Annotated in this window: 11 protein-coding genes; 7 read left to right on the top strand and 4 right to left on the bottom strand. The window is 69.5% G+C overall.

The genetic code is table 11. From position 1 onward, the window contains the following. Positions 1-146 precede the first annotated feature (146 nt). The 3 genes from ABD932_RS15525 (at position 147) to ABD932_RS15515 (ending at position 4,131) form a co-directional block, all read left to right on the top strand. On the top strand, positions 147-1,010 hold the full coding sequence (locus ABD932_RS15525) for a LysR substrate-binding domain-containing protein (RefSeq protein ID WP_345012942.1): 864 nt from the start codon (positions 147-149) through the stop codon (positions 1,008-1,010). Between the two features lie 328 nt (positions 1,011-1,338). Then, a complete protein-coding gene (locus tag ABD932_RS15520; RefSeq protein ID WP_345012940.1) occupies positions 1,339-3,165 on the top strand; it encodes an AMP-dependent synthetase/ligase in 1,827 nt (608 codons plus the stop codon). A 129-nt stretch (positions 3,166-3,294) separates the two neighbouring features. Continuing rightward, positions 3,295-4,131, top strand: a complete 837-nt coding sequence (locus ABD932_RS15515; protein ID WP_345012938.1) for an aldo/keto reductase — start codon at positions 3,295-3,297, stop codon at positions 4,129-4,131. Positions 4,132-4,209: 78 nt separating this feature from the next. On the opposite strand, the gene ABD932_RS15510 is transcribed toward ABD932_RS15515, so the two are convergent. After that, the gene (locus ABD932_RS15510) at positions 4,210-4,821 is read right to left on the bottom strand and encodes a hypothetical protein (RefSeq protein WP_345012936.1); all 612 of its coding nucleotides are present in this window, start codon (positions 4,819-4,821) and stop codon (positions 4,210-4,212) included. A gap of 122 nt (positions 4,822-4,943) precedes the next feature. On the opposite strand from ABD932_RS15510, the gene ABD932_RS15505 reads away from it, so the two are divergent. Continuing rightward, positions 4,944-5,636 carry a glycoside hydrolase family 75 protein gene (locus ABD932_RS15505; protein ID WP_345012934.1) on the top strand — a complete coding sequence of 231 codons (693 nt, stop codon included), beginning with the start codon at positions 4,944-4,946 and terminating at the stop codon, positions 5,634-5,636. Positions 5,637-5,649: 13 nt separating this feature from the next. Here ABD932_RS15505 and ABD932_RS15500 read toward each other — a convergent pair whose 3' ends face one another. After that, positions 5,650-6,351, bottom strand: a complete 702-nt coding sequence (locus ABD932_RS15500) for an SDR family oxidoreductase (RefSeq protein WP_345012932.1) — start codon at positions 6,349-6,351, stop codon at positions 5,650-5,652. 170 nt (positions 6,352-6,521) lie between these two features. Next, positions 6,522-7,430: a class I SAM-dependent methyltransferase gene (locus ABD932_RS15495; protein ID WP_345012930.1), complete on the bottom strand. Its 909-nt coding sequence runs from the start codon at positions 7,428-7,430 to the stop codon at positions 6,522-6,524. Positions 7,431-7,568: 138 nt separating this feature from the next. On the opposite strand from ABD932_RS15495, the gene ABD932_RS15490 reads away from it, so the two are divergent. Continuing rightward, entirely contained in the window at positions 7,569-8,339 is a 771-nt protein-coding gene (locus ABD932_RS15490) for a phytanoyl-CoA dioxygenase family protein (protein WP_345012928.1), read from the top strand. 108 nt (positions 8,340-8,447) lie between these two features. Here the strand turns inward: ABD932_RS15490 and ABD932_RS15485 are convergent, their stop codons facing one another. Further along, positions 8,448-10,169 (bottom strand): glycoside hydrolase family 6 protein, encoded by a 1,722-nt coding sequence (locus ABD932_RS15485; RefSeq protein WP_345012926.1) that lies wholly within the window; start codon positions 10,167-10,169, stop codon positions 8,448-8,450. A gap of 367 nt (positions 10,170-10,536) precedes the next feature. Here ABD932_RS15485 and ABD932_RS15480 point away from each other — a divergent pair, with 367 nt between their 5' ends. Both ABD932_RS15480 and ABD932_RS15475 read left to right on the top strand, forming a co-directional pair. After that, positions 10,537-13,452, top strand: a complete 2,916-nt coding sequence (locus ABD932_RS15480; RefSeq protein WP_345012924.1) for a glycoside hydrolase family 48 protein — start codon at positions 10,537-10,539, stop codon at positions 13,450-13,452. Positions 13,453-13,748: 296 nt separating this feature from the next. Continuing rightward, positions 13,749-16,406: cellulose binding domain-containing protein (locus ABD932_RS15475; RefSeq protein ID WP_345012922.1), on the top strand; the 2,658-nt coding region annotated here is incomplete at its 3' end.

Raw genomic sequence — 16,406 nt, 5'->3', positions numbered from 1 at the left:
CACTACTTCGCTGTCGCTTCGCTGAACCTGAGGTTCAGGACACGGACGTGCCCTTTCCATCGTCCTCCGACGATCAGCGATCGGGAATCCGGCATACCACTCTGACTGTCATCACGGTTCGCGATAACAGGGCTAGCCTGGGCGGTGTGTACGACCCCTCCCACCTCCGTACGTTCCTCGCGGTGGCCCAGACGCTGAGCTTCACGCAGGCCGCCCGACGGCTCGGCCTGCGCCAGTCGACCGTCAGCCAGCACGTACGACGCCTGGAGGACGCCACCGGGCGGCCGCTGTTCACCCGGGACACCCACTCCGTGGAGCTGACCGAGGACGGCGAGGCGATGCTCGGCTTCGCCCGCCGGATCCTGGAGGTGCACGACCAGGCGACGGCGTTCTTCACCGGCACCCGGCTGCGCGGGCGGCTCCGGTTCGGCGCGTCCGAGGACTTCGTGCTCACCCGGCTGCCGGAGATCCTGGAGGGCTTCCGCTACGACCACCCCGAGGTCGACCTGGAGCTGACGGTCGAGCTGTCCGGCACGCTGCACGAGCAGCTCGCCGCCGGAAAACTGGACCTGGTGCTGGCCAAGCGACGCCCCGAGGACCCGCGGGGCGAGCTGGTCTGGCACGACCGGCTGGTGTGGATCGGCGCGGAGCGGCTGCGCCTGGAGCCGGACCGTCCGGTGCCGCTGATCGTCTATCCGCCGCCGGGGATCACCAGGGCGCTCGCGCTGGAGGCGCTGGAACGGCAGGGGCGGGATTGGCGGATCGTCTGCACGAGCGGGAGTCTGAACGGGCTGATCGCGGCAGCGCGCGCCGGCCTCGGCGTGATGGCCCACTCCCGGGGCCTGATCCCCCCTGGCCTGGTCCGCGTCGCCGAACGCTCGGGCCTGCCGGAACTCGGCCGCGTCGACTTCGTCCTGGTCCACGGCCCACGCCGCACGACGGCCCAGAGCGCGGCGGACGCGCTGGCGGCGGCGATCCTGGCGGGCGGGGACCGGCTGCACCGGCGCTAGAGGTCGCCCGCCGGACAGACCGGAGTGACGGATTCAGCCATCCTCACGCTGACAGAAGAGGGGACGGCACACCGCGGTTAGCATGATCGACAGGGCCCGGACCGGGTAATCGGGTCGTACAGATTCGGTGGAGATTACGGGTCCGAAACTTACTCAACCGTCAGTTTTCTGTCCGACCCTTCCCCATGTGAGCGCATTTTCCGGCCCTGACCAGTGCATACCTGAGCAGCCGTCGATTTCCGGCCCCCTCCCGCCTCAACGACGGGTGGGGTAGCTTTCACGGCGCTGAGCGGAGCGTCAGCGAGGCAGTCGGAGCGGGGAGCGGGGTTTGCGCGAGTTCACCAACCCTCCGTTGGCGTTGGCACCGCCCGTGGGCGGCCTGGCCGACGTCGTTTTCGAGCATGCCCAGGACGACCCGTTGTATGTCGCCCTCGGCCGCAAGGACGACAGCGGGCAGTGGCGGGACGTCACCGCCGCCGAGTTCCGGGACGAGGTGCTGGCCCTGGCCAAGGGCCTCCTGGCCCGCGGCATCCGGTTCGGCGACCGCGTCGCGATCATGTCCCGCACCCGGTACGAGTGGACGCTCTTCGACTACGCCCTGTGGACCATCGGGGCCCAGGTCGTGCCGATCTACCCCACCTCCTCGGCCGAGCAGTGCTTCTGGATGCTGTACGACGCCGAGGTGTCGGCGGCGATCGTCGAGCACGAGGACCACGCGATGACGATCGCCACCGTCATCGACCGGCTGCCCCGGCTGCAGCAGCTGTGGCAGCTGGACTCGGGCGCCGTGCAGGAGCTGTACGACGCCGGAGCCCCCCTCGACGACGACGTGGTCCACCGCCACCGGCAGGCGGTCACCCCCGACTCCATGGCGACGATCATCTACACCTCGGGGACGACGGGCCGCCCCAAGGGCTGTGTCATCTCGCACGGCAACTTCATGTACGAGGCGGACACCGTCATCCAGCGCTGGGAGCCGGTGTTCCACTCCAAGAAGGGCGACGAGGCGGCGACCCTGCTGTTCCTGCCGCTCGCGCACGTCTTCGGGCGGATGGTGCAGGTCGCGGCGATCCGCGGCAAGGTCCGCTTCGGCCACCAGCCGCAGATGAACGCGGCCGCCCTGCTGCCCGACCTGGCCGCGTTCAAGCCGACGTTCTTCCTCGCCGTGCCGTACATCTTCGAGAAGGTCTTCAACGCCGCCCGCCGCAAGGCCGAGAAGGAGGGCCGGGCCGGCGCGTTCGAGAAGGCGGTCGAGGTCGCCGTGAAGTACGCGGACGCCGTGGAGGCCAAGGCGTGGGGCGTCGGCCCCGGCCCCTCGGCGGGGCTGCGCGTGCAGCACCAGCTGTTCGACAAGCTCGTCTACTCCAAGATGCGGGCCGCGATGGGCGGTCGTATCAAGCAGGCGATGACCGGTGGTTCGGCGATGGACCGGCGCCTGGGCCTGTTCTTCGCGGGCGCCGGCGTCCACGTCTACGAGGGGTACGGCCTCACCGAGTCCACGGCGGCCGCGACCGCCAACCCGCCCTATCGCACCCGCTACGGCACCGTCGGCCAGCCCATCCCCGGCATGACCGTGCACATCGCGGACGACGGCGAGATCTGGCTGCACGGCGCCAACATCTTCCAGGGCTACCTCAACAACCAGAAGGCCACCGACGCGGCCCTGCACGACGGCTGGCTGGCCACCGGCGACCTGGGCTCCCTCGACGAGGACGGCTACCTCACCATCACCGGCCGCAAGAAGGAGATCCTCGTCACCTCCGGCGGCAAGAGCGTCTCGCCGGGCGTGCTGGAGGAGCGCGTCCGCGACCATCCGCTGGTCGCCCAGTGCATCGTCGTCGGCAACGACCGGCCGTACATCGCGGCCCTGGTCACCCTCGACCAGGAGGCCGTCGAGCACTGGCTGATGATGCGCGACAAGCCGCAGATGACGCCGGCGCAGCTGGTCCGCGACGCGGACCTGGAGACCGAGGTGCGGCGCGCGGTGGTCGCCGCCAACACCCTTGTCTCACAGGCCGAGTCGATCCGCACCTTCCGCATCCTCGCCCAGCCGTTCACCGAGGAGCACGGACTGCTCACGCCGTCGCTGAAGTTGAAGCGCAAGGCGATCGAGAACGCGTACTCGGGCGAGGTCGACGCGTTGTACCAGGCGTGAGGCCGATTCCGGCGGATCGGTTTCCCCCGGATTCGCTTCTGGCGGATTCTCCGGTCAGGAATGCATCGCGGCCCGTGATCGTTGACGATGGAGGTACCACCTGACGACAACCGTAAGGATCAAGAGCTCGTGAGCAGCAAGGTCCCCCCGATCATCCTCAACAACGGCGTCGAGATGCCCCAGCTGGGCTTCGGCGTCTGGCAGGTGCCGGACGACGAGGCGGAGCGCGCGGTCACCACGGCGCTGGAGGCCGGGTACCGCAGCATCGACACAGCGGCGATCTACGGCAATGAAGAGGGCACCGGCAAGGCCATCGCCGGCGCCGGCGTCCCGCGCGAGGACATCTTCGTCACCACCAAGCTCTGGAACGGCGACCAGGGATACGACTCCACGCTGCGTGCCTTCGACGTGTCGCTGGAGAAGCTGGGCCTGGAGTACATCGACCTGTACCTCATCCACTGGCCGCTGCCGGCCCGCGGCACCTACGTCGACACGTACAAGGCCTTCGAGAAGCTCCACGCCGACGGCCGTATCCGCGCGATCGGCGTCTCCAACTTCCTTCCGGAGCACCTTCAGCGGCTCATCGCCGAGACGTCGGTCATCCCGGCGGTCAACCAGATCGAGCTGCACCCGCACCTGCAGCAGCACGCCTCCCGCGAATACCACGCCGAGCAGGGCATCGCCACCGAGGCCTGGTCGCCGCTCGGCCAGGGCAAGGGGCTGCTGGAGGTTCCGGCGATCGTCGCCATCGCGCAGAAGCACGGCCGCACCCCGGCCCAGATCGTGCTGCGCTGGCACCTGCAGCTGGGCAACGTCGTGATCCCGAAGTCCGTGACGCCGTCGCGGATCAAGGAGAACATCGAGGTCTTCGACTTCAGCCTGGACGACGAGGACCTCGCGGCGATCAGCGCCCTGAACGAGGACCGGCGGATCGGCCCGGACCCGGCCACGTTCGACGTGGCCTGACACCCACCTCGGTACGACCGTCCGCCCGCCGCTCAGCTGCCTGAGCGGCGGGCGGACGCGTTTCGCGTCGGGGGCGCCTCAGTCGCCGCGTACGTCGGTGTGGACGACCTCGAACTCCTCCAGCCCGACCACGGTCACATGAGCCTTGGCCGCACCCTCGTGCCGGGCCGCCGCCTGGCCCGCGCGGGACGCCGCGAGGGTCGCCTGGTCGACGAAGACCACTCCGACCAGCCCGCGCCCCCGCTCCCGGTCTACCAGGAGGGACGCCCGGGCCAGGCCCTGCAGGGTTTCGAGCCTGGGGATCACCGACGCCTGGAACGTGTCGGCGAGCAGGTCGGTGTCCCTGGGGTCGAACTCCAGCCTGGTGACCCGCAGTCCGGCGCCCGCATGCGGCTGCTGGACCTGGTGGAAGACCAACGCCTCGTAGTTGTCGACGGCCAGTGTCCCCAGGAACGGCTCCAGCATCCCAGCCCGCCGCTCCCGCAGCACTTCGTCGCTGTTGCGCCGGGCCTCCTCCGTCTCCCACCAGCTCGCCGCGAGCAGCTTTCCGAGCGTCCGGTCCACGAAGACACTCGCTCCGCGGTACCCCGGACGGTCCTCCAGCAGGTCCCGCCCTTCCGTGTTCAGTGCTCTGATGGCCGTGTCGATCTTCGTGGGATCGCCGGTCGTGTAGATGGCGCGTACGAACATGACACCTCCAGAAACCGGGGCGAATGTCCGAGACCTTTCGACACGACCAGTCTTCTACGGGGTTCATGACACCGCAATCAGCACCCGCGGATAAGGAAACTTTCCTGACAGAAGGGTTCTTCGTGCGCATACGAACACTGACTCTGACCGCGGCCTCCGGCGCCGCGCTGCTGGCCACCGCACAGCTCCCCGCAAGCGCCTTCGGCAGGCCGCAACCGCCACCCCTGGAAGGTTCCGTCCGCGCGGCCGACCTGCTCGCGAAGGTGACGTCCTGTGCGCAGATCTCGAAGGGCAAGTACCGCACCGACCAGGGGGCCCCGGCCACCGTTCCCGTGTGCGGCAAGCACGGCGCCGTCTTCTGGAAGGCCGACATGGACATCGACTGCGACGGCCAGCGCACCGACAGCTGCAACGAGAACACCGACCCCTGGTTCCAGCCCGACACGTCGTTCCACCAGTCCGACGGCAAGCCGCTGCGGTCCGACACGCTGCCGCACGTCGTCGTCCCGGGCGTCAGCGATACGTGGGACCACAAGGCGGCGGGCATCCAGGGCGGCAGCGTGGTCGCCGTCATCCACGGCGACCAGGTCCTGTACGCCGTCGTCGGCGACACCGGCCCCAAGGCGGTCATCGGCGAGGCCTCCTACGCCGCCGCCGAGGCCCTCGGCATCGACCCCGACCCCGCCACCGGCGGTACCGGCTCCGGCGTGACGTACATCCTCTTCAGGAACTCCAAGGTCGCGCCCATCGAGAGCCACGCCGCGGCGGTGTCGCTGGGCGAGAGGCTGGCGAAGGAGTTCCTGCAGAGCAACTGACCGCGGACTCACCTCAGTTGGGCTGTCCGATCGGCCGTACGACGACGGTGTTGACGTCGACGCCTTCGGGCTGCCGGACGGCCCACACGACGGAGTCGGCGATCTGGTCGGCGGTGAGCAGATGGCCCGGCGGCAGGCTGCCGTAGGCGTCCCAGAACGGTGTCTCCACGCGGCCGGGCGCGATCAGGGTCACGCCGACGCCCCACTCGGTGACCTGCCGCCGGGTGTTCTCGGCGAGCCCGGTCACCGCCCACTTCGTCGCGCCGTAGATGTTGCCCGGCCCGTGCACGAAGCCGGCGACGCTGCCGACGAGGACGATCCGGCCGCGGGTCTCCTTGAGGGCGTCGATGGAGGCGCGGATGAGCAGGGCCGGGCCGAGGACGTTGGTCAGCACCATCTCGGTCCACCCGGCCGGGTCGCCCTCGGCGACCGAGTCGTGGGTGGCGAAACCGGCGTTGGCGACGACGGTGTCCAGTCGGCCGAAGGCCTTCAGCGTCGCGTCGACGGCCGCCTGGACATCGCCGTACTCCGCCGTGTTCCCGACGATCGTCAACAGGCCTTCGGGCTCCCCGAGTTCCTCGGCGAACCCGCGCAGCCGCGCCTCGCCGCGCCCGGTCACGGCGACACGGTGACCGGCGTCGAGGAGTTGCCGCGCGACCGCGGCACCGATGCCGCTGCCGCCGCCGGTGATGAGTGCGACCGGAGAGTCGGTCATGGTTACCCCCTGTGTGTGGTGAACAGGGGGGAGTAGATCAGCTGGAGCGCTCTCGAAGTCAAGGGACTTCGCAGGGTGCCGGGGCTCGGCACGTGGACCGCCCCCCCTCTGCGGCTGCCTGTGCACGGCCCTGCTGGTCGGCGCGGACCTCGACCGGATCCTCCCCGCCGCTATTTGGTCCGCACCGCCGTGTACACCGTCTGCGCCGCGAGGACGAACACGTCCGGCCGGTGGTGCACGCTCGCCTTGTCGTCCGGGTCGAGGAGCTGGTCCAGGGTCGCCCGGTCGTCGGCGTCGAGGTGGTCGGCGAGGGCATCGCGGGTGCGGGTCAGGGAGTCGACGATGTAGGCACGGGCGCGGTCCGTGGTCGGGGCGGGCAGGTCGAGGAGGAAGGTGCGGGTGCCGGTGGGCCGGAGGCCGACGGCGGTGAGCAGGGCGGGCCAGTCCTCCGTTTCGGCGACGGAGCCGGGCAGGTCCGCGCGCATCGCGGCGAACCACTCCTCCTCCAGGACGTCGAGGCGTGCCTGCAGCCCGGGCCGCCCGAAGCCGAGGTCGCGCGGGAGGAAGCGGGTCGGCAGGCCGCCTTCCTGCAGGGCCAGCGTGCCGCCGTGCGTGAGGCGGGCGGCGAACGCGGCGAGAGCCGCGCGCTGGTCGCCGAGGTGGTGCAGGCTGCGGCCGGCCCACAACAGGTCGGCGGGGTAGTCCAAGTCGTCCAGGACGCCCGGGAGTTCACCGGCGAGGGCGCCGAAGCGGTCGGCGACACCGAGCCGCTCGGCCCGGGCCCGGGCCCGCTCGAGGAGCGGCTCGGAACCGTCCACGGCGACGATCCGGGCACCGGGGAAGGTGTCGGCGAGCAGGCAGGCGATGACGCCGGGCCCGCTGCCCGCGTCGACGATCAGCCCCGGCTCGGTCTGCCGCTTGGCCAGCCATGCCAGGGCGTGCTCGTACAGGGGCGTGAACAGCTCCGCCTGTGCCTCCAGGCGTGGAGCCATCGCGCCCCAGTCGATGTCGGAGTGGTCGTGATGACGGTGTCCGGCCTGGTGGTCTCCGTGGTGGGTTCCCTCGTTGTTGTGCGCCATGCTCGCCAGCCTCTCCTTCGGATGGGGCCAGCGTGCGCCGACGCACCGGCGCGGGGCCAGTGTCGTTGCCGTAGCGGCAAAAAGGGCGGCCAAAAAAATGGGATGCGGGCCGGACGGCCGGTCCCCCACGATGGCCCGATGGACGACGAGATGGTGGAGCGCTTCCTTCAGGACGGATTCGTGCGGATCGAGGGCGCTTTTCCGCCACGCGTCGCCGAGCACTGCGCCCGGATGCTGTGGCGGGAGACGGGGTACGACCCGGCGGACCCGGGCACCTGGAAGGACCCCGTGCACTGGGTGTACGACATGGCGCAGGGCCCGTTCGCGGCCGCCGTGAACACGCCCGTGCTGCACGAGGCCTTCGATGTGCTGGTGGGTGAGGACCGCTGGCAGTCGCGTTACTCGCTGGGCAGCTTCCCGCTGCGGTTCCCGCACGAGGAGGAACCGGACGACGCGGGCTGGCACATCGAGGGCAGCTACGTGCCCGAAGGCGCCGAGCACCCGCATACGAACCTGCACTCCAGGGACCGCTCACTGCTGATGCTGTTCCTGTTCAGCGAGGTCACCGAGGACGACGCCCCGACCCGCATCCGGGTCGGCTCGCATCTCGACGTACCGCCGGTCCTGGCACCGTACGGCGAGACCGGCGCCTCCTTCCTGGAGCTGGGCCCGAAGGTCGCCGAGGCCTCCGCCCACCGCCCGCTCGCGTACGCCACCGGCCGCCCCGGCGACGTCTACCTCTGCCACCCCTTCCTGGTCCACGCCGCCCAGCCCCACCACGGCACCCGCCCCCGCTTCATGGCGCAGCCACCGCTGCACCCGACGGCGCCGCTGGAACTGGAGCGGGCCGACGGCGACTACTCGGCGGTGGAGTTCGCGATCCGCCGGGGCCTGGCCAGAGAGAACTGACCGACCCCGGCGGACTGCCACGCCCTAGGGGCGCGGGGCTGTATCTCTGTGCGGCTCCGCCGCGCGGGCGCGACCAGCCACAGCGGACGCACAGCCGCAGTCATCGCACTACGACAACGGCGGGTAGGCGTTCTGCATCAACTGCTGGAACTGCGCCGAGAACCAGTGCCCGGACAGCGGAGCGTTCGGCAGGGAGCCGGACATGTTGTTGCCGTTGCGCGGGTTGCCGGTGTAGGTCGGGTCGCACATCCGGTCGAAGCCCTTGCCCTCGTCGTTCGGGATCTCCCGGCTGGCCCCGTCGGACTCACCCGGCGGCTTGATCCAGACGTACGCGTCGATCCCGGCCGCCGGGTTGGCCTGCGGGCGCTCCCCGAGGCCGGCACCGGCCTGGTTGCACCAGTTGCCGACGTGGATGCGGCGGTCGTAGCGGCCGCCGCTGACATAGGTGTCGACGTCGGTCGTCGCGCCCGGACCGGCGGGTCGTGCGCTGCCGCCCCAGCCGTTCCGCGACGTATCGATCAGCATGCCGATACCGGAGTTGAACCCGGTCGTGACCAGCTGGTTGCGGAAGCCCTGTGCGAAGGACAGCTCGTCCACGTACCGGTTCCAGTCGACCCACTTGGACTCGCGGACGGACTTGCCGCCGACTGAGTCGTTGATGGTGAAGTTGTTCTCCTTCAGGGCGCTGTAGTTGGCCGTGTTGGCGATGAAGCCGTGCACGTCGTTGACGGTGGCGCCCTCGGAGGTGGCGGCCTCCTTCATCACGGTGGCGCTGGCGGCGAAGTTGTCGTCCCAGCCGATCCAGCCGTGGTGGCCGGCGTCGATGTAGTTGTAGACGTTGGGCGCGTCGCCGAGCTTGTTCAGGGCGTAGCCGACGCCCTTCTGATAGTTGCCGTTGGCCTTCATCACGTCGCACTGCGGGGTCGCCGTCGGCCGGCTGCCGGTGTTGGTGACGAGGTTCGGCAGCGAGTCGATCTCGATCGTGGTGACGATCCGCAGCGCGGCGTACTTCGGGTCGGCGAGGATCGCGGCGATCGGGTCGATGTACTCGGTCTTGTAGCGGCCGAGCTCCGTCGGGCCGAGCTCGCCGTTGGAGGCGAGTGCGGCGCAGTCACGGCCCGGCAGGTTGTAGATGACCAGCTGGACGACCAGCTCGCCGGAGCCCTTCTGGGTCAGGGCCTCGTCGAGGTGGTCGCGCAGTCCCATGCCGCCGTTCACGCCGTTGATGGCGGCGATCCGGTCGAGCCACACGCCGGTCGGCTGGCCCGCGATCCGGCTGCCCCCCGGTTCGGCGGCGGCCTTCGCGGACCACTCCGGGTTCACGTACACCTTGGCGCCGGAGTACGGGTTGTCGACCTTTGGGCCGGTCGGGTCGGGGTCCGGCGGATCGGTGGGGCCGCCACTGCCGTCGTCGACGTTGCAGGTCACGCCGTCGAGGGTGAAGGTGGCCGGGACGGCGTTGGTGCCGCTGTAGGAGCCCTGGAAGCCGAAGCTGACCGAACCGCCGGTCGACAGGGTCCCGTTGTAGGTCTCGTTGGTGGCGGTGACAGCGGCGCCGCTCTGGCTGATCTTCGCGTTCCAGCCGCTGGTGACCTTCTGGTTTCCGGCGTACGACCACTTCACCGACCAGTTGGACCTGGCGGCGCCCTGGTTGGTGACCGTCACGGCGGCGGTGAAGCCGGTGTCCCACTGGTTCTGCACCTTGTAGTCGACGGTGCAGGGGACGGCCGCCGTGCCGATGTCCTCGGGGGCGGCCGCGGCGAGCGCGGTCCCCGAGGCCCCGGCGACCAGCGCCAGGGCGGCGAGCATCGCAGTTCTGGTACGACTCATGAGTGCGGGTTCCTTCTTGGTTGCGGGTGCTGACGGTCCGTCCGTACAGGGCGCGCAAGAGGCAAGGAGGAGGTGCCGACGACGGCTAAAAGTACTGAACACGGGGGGTGTCGCATGAGCGACTCCTTGCAGATCCGGCACGCCGTGGCGGACGCGTCGACTGATGGAATCGCTCCCACTGGTGCTTTTGAAGCTAGCGCCAAGTGACGGTCAAGGACAGGGGAGTTGCTGACTTTTGCTCAACTGAACTCGTCGAATCTTTTCGACTCTTCAAGCACCTTGACCCCTCGCACCCCCATCCCCACTATGGGAGCGCTCCCACTGGTTCAAGCCTTGACTTCTCCGAGCCGCGAGGAGGAACCAGCACGTGCATCCCCCACGCAGACGCAGCGCCGTACGACGGTTGTGGACGGCCGTCGTGGCGGCCCTGGCGCTTCCCTTGACGATGCTGAGCGCGGGTTCAACACCCGCTCAGGCGGCGGCACTTCAGTGCAGTGTCGACTACAAGACCAACGACTGGGGGTCCGGCTTCACCGCGGACCTGACGATCACCAACCGCGGTACGGATGTCATCGACGGCTGGACCCTGACATACGGCTACGCGGGCAACCAGAAGCTCAGCAACGGCTGGAACGGCACCTGGTCCCAGTCCGGCCAGTCGATCACGGTGAAGGACGCCGGCTACAACGGCCGGATCGCCGCCGGAGCCGCGGTCACCACCGGCGCGCAGTTCACCTACAGCGGCTCCAACGCCGCTCCCACGAACTTCGCGATCAACGGCACGTCCTGCACGGGCGCCCACCAACCCCCCATCACCGTGCTGACCAGCCCGGCGGCGGGCGCCGTCTACTCGCAGGGCGACGCCGTCCCGCTCGCGGCCACCGCCGCGGCCGCGGACAACGCGTCCATCAGCAAGGTGGAGTTCTACGACAACACCACGCTGCTGGGCACGGACACGACGGCGCCGTACTCGCTCTCGGTCTCAAGCTTGACCGTGGGCAGTCATTCGCTCCTGGCGAAGGCGTACGACAGCCTGGGCGCGTCCGCGGAGTCCACGCCGGTCGGCATCACCGTCGCCTCGGGTCCCGCCGTGGTGGCCTCGCCGACCCAACTCCCGGTCCAGCAGGGCAAGACGGCCACGTACGACGTCAAACTGTCGACCCAGCCGTCGGCGAACGTGACCGTCACCACCGCCCGCACGAGCGGTAACTCGGGTCTGTCGGTGACGGGCGGCGCCTCGCTCACCTTCACGCCCTCGAACTGGAACACCGCCCAGAAGGTGACCATCACCGCCGCAACTTCCGGCACCGGCTCGGCGACCTTCGAGTCGACGGCCACGGGGCACGCGAAGGCGTCGGTCACGGCGACCCAGATCGCGGCGACGAAGGCGTACGACGCCCGCTTCCTGGAGCTGTACGGCAAGATCACCAACCCGGCGAACGGCTACTTCTCGCCCGAGGGCATCCCGTATCACTCGGTCGAGACGCTGATCGTCGAGGCACCGGACCACGGTCACGAGACCACGTCGGAGGCCTACAGCTACCTTCTCTGGCTGCAGGCCATGTACGGCAAGGTCACGGGCGACTGGTCCAAGTTCAACGGGGCCTGGGAGATCATGGAGAAGTACATGATCCCGACCCACGCCGACCAGCCGACGAACTCCTTCTACAACGCCTCGAAGCCGGCGACGTACGCGCCCGAGCTGGACACCCCCAACGAGTACCCGGCGAAGCTCGACGCGTCGGCCTCTGTCGGCTCGGACCCGATCGCCGGTGAGCTGAAGAGCGCGTACGGCACGGACGACGTCTACGGCATGCACTGGCTCCAGGACGTCGACAACACCTACGGCTACGGCAACTCGCCGGGCAAGTGCGAGGCCGGGCCGACGGACACCGGGCCGTCGTACATCAACACCTTCCAGCGCGGCGCTCAGGAGTCGGTGTGGGAGACGGTGCCGCAGCCGACCTGCGACGCCTTCAAGTACGGTGGAAAGAACGGGTACTTGGACCTGTTCACCGGTGACGCCTCCTACGCCAAGCAGTGGAAGTTCACCAACGCCCCGGACGCCGACGCGCGTGCGGTGCAGGCGGCGTACTGGGCCGACAAGTGGGCCGACGAGCAGGGCAAGGGCGGCGACATCTCCGCGACCGTGGCGAAGGCCGCGAAGATGGGCGACTACCTGCGCTACGCGATGTACGACAAGTACTTCAAGAAGGTCGGCAACTGCGTCGGGGCCTCCTCCTGCCCGGCCGGCACCGGCAAGGACGCCTCGCACTATCTGCTCTCCTGGTACTACGCCTGGGGCGGCGCCACCGACACCTCGGCGGGCTGGGCCTGGCGCATCGGCTCCAGCCATGCGCACGGCGGCTACCAGAACCCGATGGCCGCGTACGCCCTGGCCAACTACGCCGACCTGAAGCCCAAGTCGGCGACGGGGCAGGCGGACTGGGCCAAGTCCCTGGAGCGACAGGTCGAGTTCTATCGCTGGCTGCAGTCCAGCGAGGGCGCGATCGCGGGCGGTGCGACCAACAGTTGGGCGGGCCGGTACGCGACGCCCCCCGCCGGTAGGTCGACCTTCTACGGCATGTACTACGACCAGCAGCCCGTCTACCACGACCCGCCGTCCAACCAGTGGTTCGGCTTCCAGGCGTGGTCGATGGAGCGGGTCGCCGAGTACTACCAGCAGACGGGGAACGCGGCCGCGAAGGCCGTCCTCGACAAGTGGGTCGACTGGGCGCTGTCCCACACCACGATCAACCCGGACGGCACCTTCCGGTTCCCGTCCACGCTCCAGTGGTCGGGCCAGCCCGACACCTGGAACGCCTCAAGTCCCGGTGCGAACAACGGACTTCACGTCACCGTCGCCGACTACACCAACGACGTCGGCGTGGCGGCCGCGTACGCCAAGACCCTGACGTACTACGCCGACCGCTCCGGTGACACCGCGGCCGCGTCCACGGCCAAGGCGCTCCTCGACGGCTTGTGGGACAACCACCAGGACGCCCTGGGCATCGCCGTCCCGGAGACCCGCGCCGACTACAACCGCTTCGACGACGCGATCTACGTCCCGAGCGGCTGGACGGGCACCATGCCGAACGGCGACGCGATCAACTCGTCGTCGACGTTCGACTCGATCCGCTCGTTCTACGAGGACGACCCGGCCTGGTCGAAGATCGAGGCGTATCTCGCGGGCGGTGCGGCGCCGTCGTTCACATATCACCGGTTCTGGGCCCAGGCGGACATTGCCTTGGCCATGGGTTCGTACGCGGAGCTTCTCGAATAAACAGCCCCCGCCAAGCGCTCCGCGAGAGGGCTGTGACTTGCCTGCCGGTCCGCTGTGGCTGGTCGCGCAGTTCCCCGCGCCCCTAAAAGACAAGGGGCGTGGCAGCTCACGGCGTTCTTGCGGGACCGCTTGAAGGTTCCGCGTGCGTGGTCTCGTCACCTGACGGCGAGGCCGATTCGCCGGGCGGCCCCCTCCCGCACTGGGGGTCGCCCGGCTACTCTCGCGATCGATAGCAAGCGCTTGCCATCGCGGTCGCGGTTTCCTCTCCCTCCCCCACATCCCGGAAAGGACCCCCCGTGCGAAGAACCCGCATCCTCACGGCCGTGCTGGCGCTCGCGGCCGGCCTGCTCGCGGGCAGCCCGCCCGCGCTGGCCGCCGACAGCGCCTCGAAGGTGACGCTCGCCGCCGACACCTACACGTGGAAGAACGCCCGTATCGACGGCGGCGGTTTCGTGCCCGGCATCGTCTTCAACCGCTCGGAGAAGAACCTCGCCTACGCCCGCACCGACATCGGCGGCGCCTACCGCTGGCAGCAGTCGACGAAGACCTGGACGCCGCTGCTGGACTCGGTCGGCTGGGACGACTGGGGGCACACGGGCGTGGTGAGCCTGGCGTCCGACTCCGTGGACCCGGACAAGGTGTACGCGGCGGTCGGGACGTACACCAACAGCTGGGACCCGGGGAACGGCGCGGTCATGCGCTCGGCCGACCGGGGCGCGAGCTGGCAGAAGGCCGCGCTGCCGTTCAAGCTGGGCGGCAACATGCCCGGCCGTGGCATGGGCGAGCGGCTGGCGGTCGACCCGAACAGGAACAGCGTGCTGTACCTGGGCGCGCCCAGCGGCAAGGGGCTGTGGCGGTCGACCGACTCCGGGGTGACCTGGTCGCAGGTGGCGAACTTCCCCAACGTCGGGAACTACGTGCAGGATCCGAGCGACACCAGCGGATACGCGAGCGACAACCAGGGCATCGTCTGGGTCACCTTCGACGAGTCCACGGGGACGTCCGGGAACGCGACGAAGACCATCTACGTCGGGGTCGCCGACAAGGACAACGCCGTGTACCGGTCGACCGACGCGGGCGCGACCTGGTCGCGCCTCGCCGGGCAGCCGACCGGATACCTGGCCCACAAGGGCGTCCTGGACGCGGCGAACGGCTACCTCTATCTCGCCTACAGCGACAAGGGCGGGCCGTACGACGGCGGCAAGGGCCGGCTGTGGCGGTACGCGACGGCGAGCGGCACCTGGACGGACATCAGCCCGGTCGCGGAGGCCGACACCTACTACGGCTTCAGCGGACTGACCGTCGACCGGCAGAAGCCGGGCACGGTGATGGCGACGGCGTACAGCTCCTGGTGGCCGGACACGCAGATCTTCCGCTCGACGGACAGCGGCGGCACCTGGACGAAGGCGTGGGACTACACGTCGTATCCCAACCGCGCGAACCGCTACACGATGGACGTCTCGTCGTCGCCGTGGCTCACCTGGGGCGCCAACCCCTCCCCGCCCGAACAGACGCCGAAGCTGGGCTGGATGACGGAGGCGCTGGAGATCGACCCGTTCGACTCGAACCGGATGATGTACGGGACGGGCGCGACGATCTACGGCACCGAGAACCTCACGAACTGGGACGGCGGTGGCCAGTTCACCATCAGGCCGATGGTGCAGGGCCTGGAGGAGACGGCGGTCAACGACCTCGCCTCTCCCCCGTCGGGCGCCCCGCTCCTGAGCGCTCTCGGCGACATCGGCGGCTTCCGGCACACGGATCTCACCAAGGTGCCGTCGATGATGTTCACCCAGCCGACCTTCACCACGACGACGAGCCTGGACTACGCCGAGTCCAACCCCAACACGGTCGTACGGGTCGGCAATCTCGACTCCGGCCCGCACATCGCGTTCTCGACGGACAACGGCGCCAACTGGTTCGCGGGGACCGACCCCTCGGGGGTGAGCGGCGGCGGTACGGTCGCGGCCGCGTCGGACGGCAGCCGGTTCGTGTGGAGCCCGGCCGGTGCGGGCGTGCAGTACGCGACGGGCTTCGGTACGTCCTGGCAGGCGTCGAGCGGGATCCCGGCGGGCGCGATCGTGGAGTCCGACCGGGTCGACCCGAAGACCTTCTACGGCTTCAAGTCGGGGAAGTTCTACGTCAGTTCGGACGGCGGCGCGACCTTCACGACGAGCTCCGCGAGTGGCCTGCCCAGCGGTGACAGCGTCCGCTTCCAGGCGTTGCCCGGGGTGAAGGGGGACGTGTGGCTGGCCGGCGGTGCGACGGACGGTGCGTACGGGTTGTGGCACTCGACGGACGGCGGCGCGAGCTTCACGAAGCTCTCCGGCGTCGAGCAGGCCGACACGATCGGCTTCGGCAAGGCGGCGACGGGAGCGTCGTACCAGACCCTCTACACCAGCGCGAAGATCGGCGGCGTACGCGGCATCTTCCGCTCCACCGACAAGGGCGCGACCTGGACCCGCGTCAACGACGACGCCCACCAGTGGGGTTGGACGGGTGCGGCCATCACGGGTGACCCACGGGTGTACGGGCGGGTGTACGTGGCGACGAACGGCCGCGGCGTCATCTACGGCGACACGTCGGACACGGGCGGCGGAGACGGCGGCGGAACCGACCCCACGCCGACGCCGACCGGTGCCTGCGCGGTGACGTACAAGGTCACCAACCAGTGGTCGGGCGGATTCCAGGCGGACGTGCGGTTGTCCAACACCGGCACAAGTGCCTGGAGCGGCTGGTCACTCGGCTGGTCCTTCGCGGACGGGCAGCGGATCTCCCAGCTGTGGAACGCCGAGTACACGCAGTCGGGATCGGCGGTGACCGCGAAGAACGTGGGCTGGAACGGGAACGTGGCGGTCGGGTCGTCCGTGAGCTTCGGGTTCACGGGGAGCTGGTCGGGGACCAACGCCAAACCGACCGCGTTCAAGGTGGGCGACCAGAGCTGCACGGTGAGT

Source organism: Streptomyces shaanxiensis (genome assembly GCF_039537145.1).
GTDB lineage: Bacteria > Actinomycetota > Actinomycetes > Streptomycetales > Streptomycetaceae > Streptomyces > Streptomyces shaanxiensis.
The sequence above is the reverse complement of the archived record's forward strand: the minus strand, read 5'-3'. Positions and strand labels throughout refer to the sequence as shown.

Bases quoted from the DNA above. Each gene is read 5' to 3' on its own strand.
- ABD932_RS15510 (WP_345012936.1), bottom strand. From the start codon at position 4,821: ATGTTCGTACGCGCCATCTACACGACCGGCGATCCCACGAAGATCGAC.
- ABD932_RS15500 (WP_345012932.1), bottom strand. From the start codon at position 6,351: ATGACCGACTCTCCGGTCGCACTCATCACCGGCGGCGGCAGCGGCATC.
- ABD932_RS15495 (WP_345012930.1), bottom strand. From the start codon at position 7,430: ATGGCGCACAACAACGAGGGAACCCACCACGGAGACCACCAGGCCGGA.
- ABD932_RS15490 (WP_345012928.1), top strand. From the start codon at position 7,569: ATGGACGACGAGATGGTGGAGCGCTTCCTTCAGGACGGATTCGTGCGG.
- ABD932_RS15485 (WP_345012926.1), bottom strand. From the start codon at position 10,169: ATGAGTCGTACCAGAACTGCGATGCTCGCCGCCCTGGCGCTGGTCGCC.